The organism is Mycobacterium shunyiense (assembly GCF_058270035.1).
Genome location: NZ_JBZDPT010000003.1, coordinates 163,388 through 175,875, shown reverse-complemented (window position 1 = coordinate 175,875; position 12,488 = coordinate 163,388). Strand labels below are relative to the sequence as shown.

9 protein-coding genes are annotated in these 12,488 nt (G+C 68.7%); 4 read left to right on the top strand and 5 right to left on the bottom strand.

What is annotated here, in order from left to right:
- Position 1: 1 nt before the first annotated feature.
- Both AC4ELS_RS03595 and AC4ELS_RS03590 read right to left on the bottom strand, forming a co-directional pair.
- Positions 2-1,867: an Hsp70 family protein gene (locus AC4ELS_RS03595; RefSeq protein WP_499045892.1), complete on the bottom strand. Its 1,866-nt coding sequence runs from the start codon at positions 1,865-1,867 to the stop codon at positions 2-4.
- A gap of 30 nt (positions 1,868-1,897) precedes the next feature.
- Positions 1,898-3,388, bottom strand: a complete 1,491-nt coding sequence (locus tag AC4ELS_RS03590) for a dynamin family protein (RefSeq protein ID WP_448448418.1) — start codon at positions 3,386-3,388, stop codon at positions 1,898-1,900.
- A 126-nt stretch (positions 3,389-3,514) separates the two neighbouring features.
- Between AC4ELS_RS03590 and AC4ELS_RS03585 the strand changes: the two genes are divergently transcribed.
- Positions 3,515-3,829 carry a hypothetical protein gene (locus AC4ELS_RS03585; protein ID WP_448448417.1) on the top strand — a complete coding sequence of 105 codons (315 nt, stop codon included), beginning with the start codon at positions 3,515-3,517 and terminating at the stop codon, positions 3,827-3,829.
- Positions 3,826-4,116 (top strand): hypothetical protein, encoded by a 291-nt coding sequence (locus tag AC4ELS_RS03580; RefSeq protein ID WP_448448416.1) that lies wholly within the window; start codon positions 3,826-3,828, stop codon positions 4,114-4,116. Before AC4ELS_RS03585 ends, AC4ELS_RS03580 begins: the two co-directional genes overlap by 4 nt.
- Here AC4ELS_RS03580 and iniA read toward each other — a convergent pair.
- The 3 genes from iniA to AC4ELS_RS03565 all read right to left on the bottom strand — a co-directional run bounded on the left by iniA (position 4,113) and on the right by AC4ELS_RS03565 (position 7,980).
- Positions 4,113-5,942: an isoniazid-induced dynamin-like GTPase IniA gene (iniA, locus tag AC4ELS_RS03575; protein WP_448448415.1), complete on the bottom strand. Its 1,830-nt coding sequence runs from the start codon at positions 5,940-5,942 to the stop codon at positions 4,113-4,115. The genes AC4ELS_RS03580 and iniA overlap by 4 nt on opposite strands.
- A 95-nt stretch (positions 5,943-6,037) precedes the next feature.
- The gene (locus tag AC4ELS_RS03570) at positions 6,038-7,147 is read right to left on the bottom strand and encodes an IniB N-terminal domain-containing protein (protein ID WP_064886118.1); all 1,110 of its coding nucleotides are present in this window, start codon (positions 7,145-7,147) and stop codon (positions 6,038-6,040) included.
- Positions 7,148-7,431: 284 nt separating this feature from the next.
- Complete coding sequence (locus AC4ELS_RS03565; protein WP_064960960.1) at positions 7,432-7,980, bottom strand: Rv0340 family IniB-related protein; 549 nt, start codon at positions 7,978-7,980, stop codon at positions 7,432-7,434.
- A gap of 197 nt (positions 7,981-8,177) precedes the next feature.
- Here AC4ELS_RS03565 and AC4ELS_RS03560 point away from each other — a divergent pair, with 197 nt between their 5' ends.
- Together AC4ELS_RS03560 and iniR are read left to right on the top strand one after the other, a co-directional pair.
- A complete protein-coding gene (locus AC4ELS_RS03560; RefSeq protein ID WP_499045888.1) occupies positions 8,178-9,962 on the top strand; it encodes an Hsp70 family protein in 1,785 nt (594 codons plus the stop codon).
- A gap of 10 nt (positions 9,963-9,972) precedes the next feature.
- Positions 9,973-12,465, top strand: a complete 2,493-nt coding sequence (iniR, locus tag AC4ELS_RS03555) for an isoniazid response ATPase/transcriptional regulator IniR (protein WP_499045885.1) — start codon at positions 9,973-9,975, stop codon at positions 12,463-12,465.
- Positions 12,466-12,488 lie beyond the last annotated feature (23 nt).

Sequence of the window (12,488 nt, the reverse complement as noted above, 5' to 3'; positions counted from 1 at the left end):
TTCAGGGTGCCGGGGCAGCTGAAGTGGGCGTGGCTGCGGGCGTGGGCTCGGGTGCCTTGGTGGGCTCCGGCGTGTGCGTCGGCTCTGGCGCATGTGTCGGCTCCGGCGTGAGTGTGGGCTCTGGCGCATGTGTCGGCTCCGGCGTCGGCGAAGGAGTCGGCGACGGGCCAGGTGAAGATGATGGGCTCGACGGCGGCGTGAACGTCGGGATCGGCAACTGTGGAAGCGCGACGGGCGGAAAAACCAACGGCGGCACCGCAATCGGCGGCAGTGCTACCGGAGGTGCAGGCAGCGGCGCGGGTGCCGGGGCGGCCGGCGGTGGCAGGGGCGCCTGCGGCGCGGGAGCCACTCGCTGCGGTGCGGCTGGGCTCTGCGCACTCTGCACCAGCCGTGGTGCGGCCGCCGGACGCGGCGCAGCTTGTGCGGGCGCACCGGGACCAGGACCTGGCCAGGACGGATCACGCACCACCACGGTCCGGGTGGGCGGTGCGGGCGCGGCCTGGGCCAAGGGGGATTCGGCCGGAACGGTTTGTGGCCCCAGCAGTCCGGACACTGCGGCGTCGAGGCGATCGGCCCGTGCCGACAACACCATGCCGACGGTGCCGACCACGGCCAGGAACACCGCTGCATAGGTCACCACACCGCCACGCCGGTACCAGGCAACACGCGCTGGAGCGGGCGCCATAGGCGGTTCGGAGAACACGAATTCGGGCCGGGCCGAATCCTCGGTCACCGATTCGGGAATGAACTCGGCGACCTCAGCCGCCGAGTCTTCCACCGACCAGGCCAGCGCGGATGCGGCCACCGTGCCGGTCGCCGAAGCAGCCGAAGCCGAGACAGCAGACGCAGGCGCAGGAGCGGCCACAGGACCAACCGCCACCTGCGTTGCCGTCTCGTCGACCCCGCGTCGGGCCAGCAGGCCGGCACCGACCGCGGCGATAACCTGGGCCTGCGGCACGGTGGTGACCGGAAGCCGGAAAGCCGATGAAAGCCCTTGGGTGACAAGTGGTATCCGCGCTCCACCACCGACGGTTACCAATGCCGCCAGCTGCGCAGGGTGAATACCGTTGCGACGCAGCAGGTCCAGCATGGCCTCGATGACGCCACCGAGCGGCTGGTCGACTACCGCGTCGAGTTCGGCACGGGTGAGCCTCATTGCACCGCCAACCCCGGCCAGGCTGGTGGCACTCTGATCGCTCAACCGTTCCTTGGCATCGCGGCACTCATCCCGCAGCCGCGCCAGTGTGCTCACCGCTGCAGTGCCGGCGGGTTCGGCCTCCAGATTGCGCAGGACGAGTCGCAGCACTTCCTGGTCGATCAGATCGCCGGAAAACTCGTCGAACCGCACGGTCTGGCCGATGGTCGCAAATCCCGCGGCAGCGTCGGCCAAGGTCAGGCTGGTACCGGTCCCGCCGAAGTCGCACAGGGCGACCACGCCGCGGGCCGGCAGGCCCGGATACGACTGGATGGCCGTGAGCGCGGCGACCGAATCGGGAATCACCCGGACGCCGGGCATCGCCCGCCGCACAGAATCGACAGCCGCCGGGCTCCAATGCGAGGGCACCGCCACCACCGAGGCATCCGGACGCTGCGCGGGGCTCACCTCACGCGTCAGCGCCTCGATCGCCCCGGCCAACAACTGCTCCGCGCGATGCATCGAACCGTCGGCGGCGACCAACGGCACCGGATCGCCGACCCGTCCCACGAAATCGGTGAACACCAGCCCGCCATCGGCCAAGGACGGCGCACCGACCACAGGCCCACGATGCCCGGACACGGTGAGCACCGCCCGCCGCACCAACGGCGTGTGGTCGGCGATCGCCACCAGATTGGTCGCCCCCACGGACAACCCCAGGCAATCACGCATACCTGTATGTCGGCGGCGGAGCCCGATTCGTTAGTGCCGCGCCGAGTACTCGGCCACCAGCGCCTCGGCGCTGCGGACCGCGGCCCGACAGGCCCGCGTGGTGAAGGGGTCGTTGAGGGGATGCTCGGCGCGCCGCCGCCAACGCTGCGCCGCCGCGAAGGCCGCGCGGGGCCCGTCGAACGGCGCATCGGGCTGCAGCCCGAGCCGGCTGGCCGCATCGGTGCCCGAGCCACCGATGATGCGGCGAAGTGAGGCCATCTCGTCCTCGTTCAGCGTCGTGGGACGCGAGCGCAACAGGCTGAGCAACCGCAGCTCCTCGAAGGCATGCGTGTCGGCGAGCAGCGGGTCGATGTCGGCAAGGATGTAGGGCGTCGCATAAATCGGGTTGCGCTGCACGAACTGCCGCAACGACAGCAGCGCCGTGTGCGCCTTGAGCAGCTCCGACCGTTGTGCGAACTGCTGGTCGATCACGTCGCGCAGGGCGATCAGGCCGCTGCGTTCCAGCAGTTCGTCGGCCAGTGCCACGGAATCGGACACCCCGGCGTGCATCACCGCGATCGAGATCCGGATGCCGAACATGCCGAACCGGTCCAGCAGCGCCGCGCGGGTGGCCGCGTCGACCGGCAGCGAGCTGTCCTCGCGGACGAACCGGTCCACCGAGAGCATCGCCTTGGTCAGCTGGGCGGGTTCGATGCCCGCGAGCTTCTGCAGCGCGACGAACTCGCTCTGCCGCAGGGTGCGGGCGGTCAGGGCGAGGAGACCCGACACCGGGACCACGGCCTGGCAGATCCCGGTCTTGTCCATCTCCTCGGTGAACCGCTTGGCGACGTCTTTGGCCGACATCATCGCGTCGATGCGCCCGGCACCGATCTCATCGGCCCGCGAGGCCACGCCGATGACACCGAGTGCACCCGAGGACCCGCCGACGAGCTCACCGATCTGTTTGAGCAGGGCGATGTCGGCGGCGTTGAGGGTGCGCAGCAGGAACACCACGGCGTCGACACGAGGAACGCCGTCCTCGGGCACCAGGAGCCGGTGAGTCCGCATCGATACGTCTCGCGACAGCGACGAGGTTCCCGGGGTGTCGATGATCGTGGTGTCGATGAGCTCGGCGGCCGGCCACTCGACGTCGAGATCGACGACGTCCTCGGAGTTCAGCCCGGCGAAGCTGAACGTCAGGCCGCGGTCATGCGGGTCCCGCGCGATCGGCACATTGGCACGCCGCCCGCCGCGGTGGTTGGCGGTCACCTTGGGCGTGGGCCCATGCCGAAACCAGGTGACGATGCGGGTCGCCTCGGTGGCATCGGTGGGCGCGATGTCCTCCCCGACCAGCGCGTTGACGAGGGTCGACTTGCCTGCCTTGAGCGTGCCGGCCAGTGCGATGCGGATCGGCTGGTTGAGCCGGCGTCCGATGCGGTCGAGCTCGTTGTGGACGTCGGGCCGATTGCGGTAGGCCGGGTCACCCCGGTACGCCTTGATGGTGCCGCCCAGAATCGAGCGCACCTGATCGGCCGTGCTCACGCTGCGGGGTCCAACCTTTCGACGCCAGGTAACCCTTCGAGCTTAAAACGTGCCGAACACGCTTGAATATTCACCGGGGCGATCGCGCGGTCGGCCTCTCGGTCCGCCGGCACGGAGGTGCAGCACATGGAAACTGCGAGCAGAGTCAGTTCCGCCACCTGGCGGGCCGCCACCTGGTCGGTACCGCTGGTGTTCCAGTTGGTGCTGATGCTCTTCCTGTCGACCACCTGGGCGGCACGAAAGTGGGTGTTGGTCGGCGACCCGTTCCCGATAGTGATGTCGGCCGGGGCTGCGATGTCCGCCGTGATCGCCCTCGTGATCAGCATTGCGCTCCTGAAAGCCCGGTCATCGCGCTGGCGCGGCGTCGGTCTGGCTGTCGCCGGCTCGGCTGCAGCCGTGTTGATCGGTTGGCTGCTCGCTGCGTTCTGGATCTACGAATGACGGACAGCCCCGCGCCGACCAAGTTCGGTCCTCTCAGCTTCGTGGCGGCTCTGATCACCAGTCTCATATTCGAATTCACCGCTGTGACAATGGGATACTTCGTGATCTTCCTGCTCTACATCGTCTTGCCCGCGCTCCTGATCGTGGCTGCGATCGGAGGCCTGCTCTACTTCTCGGGAGGCAAGGCAACACAGGTCGGTCTCGGAATGCTGATCGGCTGTCTGGCAGCTCCGTTGACTGCGACGATCGCGGTCATCGTCCTCGTTGTCTCCTATTCCGGAGCCTAGTTGCCCACCCCGGCCAGGTTCTGGGCGTGGTCGACCACCTGAGTCAGGATGTTCTTCTGGCGTTCCAGTTCCCTGACCCGGGTGTTGCGCTCGTTCTCCTCGACCTTCGCCGCGGCAAGGGTGGCCTGCAGCGATTCGTTGAGCGAGCGGGTGGTCTGGTTGGCGATCCCCCGGTAGTGGTCGCGCAGTTGCCGCTGAATGCCCTTGAGCCGGTCCCGCGATTCCTTGCCGACGACGAAGGCGACGTCATCGATGAACTTGCGCATGTTGGTCTTGGCCTCGCCACGCACGCGGAGCATGCGGTTCTCCATGTCCTCCTTGTAGGCCTTGCGACCCAGCACCAGACCGGCGCCCAGCGACAGCGGGTTGAACATGCCGAGTCCGGCGAAGGACGTCAGCATGCCGAACATCAGCACACCGCCGTAGGAACCGCGCATGCCGGTGATGACCTTGTGCCCGGCCTTGATCGGCTTGGCCTCCAGCCGGGCCAGCGATTTCATCTCGCCGAATCCGGCGCCCATGTCGCGGGCGTCGATCTGAGGCAGCTGCACCGCCTCAAGACCTGCCTCGGTGAAGGTGCGGGCCACCTCGGCGGCCAGTGCCTCGGCACGCTGGTAGGCCCAGACGAAATTGTCGCCGACGGCGGTTGCCACCGCTTCCTCCAGCTCCGAGCCGATCTCGGCCCAGTGCAGGGTGGGGTCGCCGGTGTCGATCACCTTCTCTGCGTGCTGGGTGATGTTGCGGAACCGGTTACGCAGATCGTGGTCGACGTCGGCGGTCAGGTCGGCGATACCGTCGTTGAGCACCTGCTGCCACAGGGCGGTCTGCTGCAAGGCGTCCTGGGCTTCCTGCTTGCGCCGTTCCAGCTCGGCGGTGAGCCGCTCACGTTCGTCGGGATCGGTGAAGGCAGACAGCTCGGAGTCAACCGACAACAGCAGATGCTCTGCAGCTGACTGGATTTCGGCGACCACCTGGTCGCGAATCCGGTCGCTCTCGCGGGTCAGCACGCGGTCGGACAGGAACTTCACGATGGCCGGGAAGTTCGACTCCTCGTTGAGTTCTTTGTCGTTGAGCTGGATTGCGTGGCTGCGCAGCACACTGGAGACAGGCGTGATCGGGGTCGATATACCCGCCCGTTGCAGGTGGCCGGTATTGGCGCCGACGATCTCGCGCCAGTGCGGGTAAAGGTCTGTCTTGGTGGCGACAACCGTTGCCACCGGACAGATTTCGATCGCCTGGCGAATGAAGGTCATTTCCGGCTCGGTGAATTCCTGGCTGGTGTCGCTGACCATCAGCAGCGCATCGGCGTCGGGCAACAGGCCCAGGGTCGCCGAAAGGTGCGGCTGCCCGAGCCCGCCAACTCCCGGGGTGTCGACGAAGGCCAACCCGCCCTTGAGCAATGGGCTCGGCGCGGTGACCTCGACTCGCAACACCTCACGGCCGCCGGCCTGCGGAGCGCGACGCAGGTCGTTGGTCACCTCCGAGGGCGGGATCTCGATCAGTTCGGGTTCGGCCCCGTCGGGCCGGGCCACCACCAGCCGTGCCGACGGCTGCTCTCCGTAGGCGACGACGGTGGCCAGGACGGTGGATTCGTCATCGCCGACGCGGGCCACCGGAATGTTGAGCAGCGAGTTGAGCAGTTGGCTCTTGCCCTGCTTGAGCTGGCCGGCGATGACCACGCGGATCTGTGGGTCACTGATGCGCACCTTCGCCACCCGGAGCCGCTCCACCAGATCGCCGCGATCGTAGGTGTCGGCAATCGTGCTGGTGTGGTCGATGAGTTCGACGATCACCTTGACCTTGCGCGGGTCATTCGGTTGCGTCATCAGATTTCCTCCTGCATGCCGGGCTCAACGGTAGGCGCGCCAACGGGACGGGGGCCACCCGCGTAACGGATGGCCCCCGCCCCTGTGGGATCGGATCAGAAGGCGTCGAACCCGGTTTCGATCGGGTTGTGCGACGCGACATCGGTGTGGGACTGCGAGTGCGAGTCGTAGCTGTTGCCCGAGCCCAGCGCCGAGCTAGTGTCGTTGTGCGACCCGAAGGACGTGTCGTTGTGCGACGCGGTGTCGTTGTTCGACGCGAACGCGGTGTCGTTGCCCGACCCGATGTTCGAGGTGTAGCTCGACGAGTTGTCCTCGACACTGTGCGTCGATTCGGTCTGAACCGAGGTGTGCGTCGAGTTGTCCTGGGTGTTGCGGCTGCCGTAGTCACCGTCGACCGTGGTCTGGTTACCGCCGACCGCGTGGGTCGAGGCATCGGTGAGGATGATCGAGCCGGCGTTGCCGCCATCGCCGCCGGACGCACCGCCGCTGCCGATCCCGATCAGGCTGTCGCCGCCGGACGCGCCGCCGCCGTGGCCACCGCTCATGTCGACGTCCTTGATCACCGGACCGTCGTTGCCGGACACCACGTCGCCGCCGGCGTGCTGCGAGCTGTCCTCGATGGCGTTGCCCTCACCGACGTTGACGTGCGAACCGGAACCGGCCCAGACGTCACCGTTGTTGGTGGTGTTGCCGTCGCCGAGCACGGCGCCGTCACCGCTGACGATGTCGCCCTTGTTCTCCCCGTCGACCACCACGCCACCATTGGTGGCGGTGTTGGTGCTCTTGTCGCCGAGGGTGATGTCACCGAAGCCCAGGTTGAAGGCGCCCTGCTGGGCGTTGGCGCCGGCGTCCTGGTTGGGGCTCATCACCGGCACGTTGTTGTGACTGGCCCACTCGGTGTCGTTGTTGCTGGCAACCTCCGGCGCGAACTGCGTCTGCGGGGAGAAGGGCGAGGCGACCTGGTTCCCGAAGGAGGCCGGGATGCTGTGGTGGTCGGCGACCGCGCGCTGCAGGCCGAGTACCGGGTTGCCGCCACCGAGGAGGACACCGGCCGGGGCGGCGGTGGCCGCAACGGCGTGCAGCTGGGCCGCGGTCACGTTCGGCAGGCCGGCGTCACGCAGGCTGCCGTCCGGGTCGGCGATGAACGAAGCTGCCGAGGCGGGGCTGCGGAACAGGTCCAGGATGAAGTCGATCAGAGTGGTCATTGCTCCAACCTTTCGGATGTTTCTGTGGAGTGTCTGGTGACTCCCCGTGCCGGGCTCTCCGGCGATCTGGAGACAACGTTATGGGCGCGCCGCAACACCGGAAACGGGGTCGATTCCCCTCCCCGCATCTTCCCCACCCGGGGTGCTGGGGGTTCCCCCAATAGGGGTATAGGGGATCCGTAGGGGATGGGCTGGCAGCCCCGCACGTCCTGATGTTTCCGCAGGTAAAACGCAATAAGCGCGCGACCGCATGGGTCGCGCGCTTATTGGAAGGCCTGGGGGCTTCAGTCGAAAATATCGAAGCCGCCCGGGTCGTCTGTGTGATGCTCGGTGTCGACGACGTGGTGATCCCACACGGCATCCGATACCGGATCGGCGACCGGCACATCCTCGATGACCGGCTCGTTGAGCTGTAGCGATACGTCTTCGAGCGGCTGTTGAAGGACGCCGATGTCGTCGATGACCGGCCCGGTGGACACCAGATGGTCCAGCGAGCCCGACTGGTCGATCACCTGCCCCGCCGTCGTATCCCAGGCATGGTTGGGGGCATCGACCGGCACGTGATCGCCGAAGGCGTCGAACGCCGCCGTGGCCGCTCCACTGGCCCAGACATTGCCGCCCGGGTCGGCGGCAGCCAGGTCACCGAACGCGCCGCCACCGCCGGATGTCGACAACGACTCCGACACGACGGGAATCAGATTGTTGACGTCCGCGCTGGTCACATCGGTCAGATGTGCGTCGGCGATGGCCTGCGCCGGATCGGCGGCATAGTGGGCAGCAGCGTCAGGGTCGCGCACCAGCGACATCACAAAGTCCAGCAATGTGTTCGCCATGCTCCACCTCCTCAACGGTTCGCTTCGAATGCTAGCCAGCTGTGGGGGTGCTGGGATCGGTGCCGAGCCCACCCCCGCCCACCCGCCATTAGGGGGGTGGACATTAGGGGATTGACGCCACTAGGGGAACAATGCCGAGCCCTGGATGCCTCAGCGGTTAGGGTGAGGGTCGGCCGAGACAACAGGAGTGACGCCTGATGACCGACTCACTGGGGTTGTCGATCGGGATGACCAACCTGGTGGCAGCCCGCGAAGGCCGCCAACCGGTGATCCGCCGATCGATTTTCACGCTGCACAACGACCGGGCGCCGGACGTCGGGGAGTACACCGGCAGCGGGTTGCCGTTGGCCGGCTTCGTGGAGCGCGTCGGCGACCCAGTTCCCCTTGTCGCGGCCGACGGGTCCCAGCACCGAGGTGAACTGGTACTGGCCGAGGCCCTGGACGTCATGGCCCGCACCGCCGGCGGTGGTGCGCCCGTGGTGATCGCAGTACCCGCGCACTGGGGTCCCAGCACCGTGGGCGCCTTACGTGGCGCACTGCGCAACAAGCCCGCGCTGTCACCGGCTGGTGTGCCGCCGGGGCTGGTGCCCGACTCCTTGACCGCGCTGGCGGCGCTGCAGGCCGATCCGGGGTTACCCGCCGACGGCGTCGTGGTGCTGTGCGATTTCGGCGGCAGCGGGACGAGCGTGACGCTGGCCGACGCCGGCGCCAATTTCGCCACGATCGCACCGACTTTCCGTTATCCGGACTTCTCGGGCGATCAGATCGACCAGGCGCTGCTCAACCACGTGCTCAGCGGGATCGCGACGGCCAACGATTCCGACCCGGCCGGTACCGCGGCGGTCGGTTCTCTGGCGAAGCTTCGGGCCGAATGCCGTCAGGCCAAGGAGCGGTTGTCTGCCGACACCGCGACAGCGATTCCCACCGAACTGCCCGGGTTCAACTCCGACGTCCGAGTGACCCGCTCAGAACTAGAGCAACTCATGTCCGCGCCACTGGGTGGCCTGTTGGACGCCGTGGAAGACACGTTGCAGCGCAACAACATTGCGCTGTCGAGTGTGACCGCGGTCGCCACCGTCGGCGGCGGAGCGGCGATCCCCCTGGTGACCCAGCGACTGTCCGAGCGGTTGCGCGCCCCGGTGGTGACAACCCAGCGACCGCAGCTCGATGTGGCCCTGGGGGCCGCTCTCGTCGCCGAGCGCGTCATCGACGCCGCTGCACCGACCGGCATGGCCCCCGAGGTGGCGGCTGCCGATGCTCCCACCGGCATGGCTCCCACCAGCCTCGGACCGGCTGCCTGGGCGGCGGGCGCCACCATGGCGCAACCGTCGGCCGACGACGGGGATGCGGGGAGTGCCCTGGCCTGGTCGCAGGACGATGCACCCGGAAATGAACCGGTGCCCTACGCGGGCGGCGAGTACGAAACCGCGCCGGGCACGACCGCGGCGCGGCCACCCGTCCAGTTCAGCCATGAAGAGGAGATGTTCGACGCCGAACCGGCGCCGCTGCCCTGGTACAGACGTCCGGGGATCCTGTTCGGGGCCGCGGCTGCGGCTGTACTGCTGGCCGCAGGCGGCCTCGCGGTGACGTTGACCAGTTCCGAGGGGGATTCCACCCCGCTCACCGAGACCAGCACCACCTACTCGATGGGGCCGTCCCCGGAGGGTCCACCGCCCGAGCCGATCACGACCGTGACCGAGGGGCCCGACGGGGTCAAGACCACCACCGTCGTCGTCCCGCCACCGCCGCCGCCGGAGACGACGACGTCCGCACCGGAAACCACCACGACGACCAGTCCGACCACAACCACCACGACAACGACGACCACCACAACGACCACCACGCAACCGACGACAACGACCACGACCACGCAACCGCCGACGACGACCACGCAGCCTCCGACGACGACGAAGCCGCCGACCACCACCCAGCCGCCGGTTACCACCACTGCGGCGGCGGAGGCCCCAGGCGGCGGAGCCTAGGTCGGCGCTGATGACCGCCCCGGCACCGGAACCCGTTCCGGAGCTCCCGTTGGCTGCCCGGACGGCGATCGGTGCGGTGCAGGCCGACCCGGCCGCGCCGGTGAAGCTGCTGCTGTCCGGCGGCATCGGAACCGGCAAGAGCACGGTGCTCGCCGAAATCCGTGGCGGACTGCGCGAGGCCGGCCGTACCGTGCTGACCCGCGCTCCCCGACCGGGCGATGCCGCCGAGGCGGCATTTGTCGTCGACGATGCAGACCAGCTGAGCGACGCCGAAATCGATTGCCTTGCAGAGAAAGTCGCGGATCCTTCGGCGACGGTGGTGGTGGCGTGTGAGCCGTTGACCCACCGCCCGCCGTTGCACGCGTTGGCCACCGCTCTGGAGCGGGAGAACCCGGTGCTGCGGCTCGGCCCTCTGCCGGCAGCCGAGGTGGGCCGGGTGCTGACCGCGGCGCTGGGATCACCGGCGACCGTGGAAACCGTGAGATCGGTGCTGGCCGCGACCGCCGGTTTGCCGTTTCTGTTGCGGGCAGCGGCAGATGCGGTCGAGGCCCCGGCCGATGCGGCAAAGTTCGCACTGCTGCACCGATTACGACTGGTTGACGACGCCACCCGCGATGCGCTGCTGATCCTGTCACTGAGCCACGATCTCGGCCCCGACGACGTCGCGGCAGCACTGCGGTTGACCGGCGCCGAGGCGTCGGCACTGGTGGATCGGGCCCGCGCCGGCGGCTTGGTAGAGCCGTCTCACGACCGGCGGTTCGTCCGGTTGGTACACGAATCGCTCGCCCAGATCGCCGGCGCCGCCCGCCACCATGAGATCGAAACCTCCCTGCTCACTTCGCAACTCGAACTGTCGACCCTGTCTGCCGACCTCGCGGTACGCCTGGCCGAGCACGGACTACGCGATGACCGGCTGGCCGAGGCGCTGGCCGAGCACGCTGCCCACAATCGCGCCCGGCCGGCGCGGGCGGCTCGGCTCTACCGCGCCGCGGTCACAGCCGGGGCCGCCGCGGTGAGCACCCGACTGGCCGACGCATTGGCGTTGGCCGGAGACTGCACCACCGCGGCCCGCATGGCCGATGAGCTGCTCGGATCCGAGGACCCCTCCGAACGCGCCACCGCGGTGCGGGTCGCGGCCAGCGTCGCCATGCACGACGGCGGCGCAGCCCAGGCCGCCGACCTGTTCCGGTGGCTCGGCCCCTATCCGGACACTTTGATCAGCTCAGCCGCCGCGACCTCTTTTCTTGCCGCGGGTGACGCCGACGCGGCGCGGGCGTCGTCGAACTCGGAGGTGGCCGGACCACCCACCTCCACCGCGCGGGCGGCACGCAACCTGGCCGAAGGCCTGGTGCTGTCGTTGGATCAGCCGTTCGCCGTGACCGTGGCCCGGCTGGGGCAGGCGGTCACCGCGGAATATCAGGCCGGCGGCGTCGCCCCCGACACCCCGGCTGCCCTCGTGACGTTGGCCGCCCTGCACGGCGGTGACTCGGTGCGGGCACGCAGCGTGATCAGCCGGGCGGTGCGAGCCGGCAGCGGCGACGAGGCGTTCAGCGCGGCGCGCCACCGGCTGCTGTTGGGCTGGGTGAAGATGCAGGATGGCCAGCTCGGCGCGGCCGGCGCGGATGCTGCCGCCGCCGAAGCGGGTGAGGATCTGCACCGTCGCGACGCGTTGTGGGCGGCGGCGCTGCGTACCGCGATCGCCCGGCGAAGTGGAGACAGCGGCGCCGTCCAGAAGCACTGGTTTACCGCGGTCGAGGTGCTCGCCGAGTATTCGATCGACCTGTTCTCGCTGCTGCCGCTCGGTGAGTTGTGGGTGGCCGGGGCCAGGATGCGTCAGGTCGACCGCCTGGAACACACGCTGTCCGAGGCGTGGAGCCTGCTCGCGGCACTCGGCAATCCGGTGTTGTGGTCGGTGCCGCTGCACTGGGCCGGTGTGCACGCCGGGATCCTGGCCAACTCGCCGGGAGCCGTTGCTCCGCACGGACAGGCACTGACCGCGGCGGCCGGCCAGAGCGCGTTCGCCCGCGCGCTGGCCAACGCCGGGCGCATCTGGCTGCGGGTGCTGGCCAATCACGTCGACACCGACGAGGTCACGACCGCGGCACGTGGGCTGTCGCAGTTCGGCCTGACCTGGGACGGCACCCGGCTGGCCAGCCAGGCCGCACTGCAGACGCCGGATGCCCGGGTGTCCCAGGCGATGCTGCAACTGGCCCGCGACCTCAAGCAGACCAGTGCCGTGGAGGACGTCGAAGTCGTCTCGGCCCCTCCGCCCGGCGCCGCACCCCGGGCGCCGGCTCCGTCGTCGACCAAGCTGTCCGACCGCGAACGTGAGGTGGCCGAACTGCTGCTGCTCGGCATGCCCTACCGCGACATCGGCAGTCAGTTGTTCATCTCGGCGAAGACCGTCGAGCACCATGTGGCGCGCATCCGGCGGCGCCTCGGCGCCGAGTCGCGCACGGAGATGTTGTCGATGCTGAGGGCGATGCTGGCTCCGCAGGGCTGAGATCCATACCACAGTGACCTCAA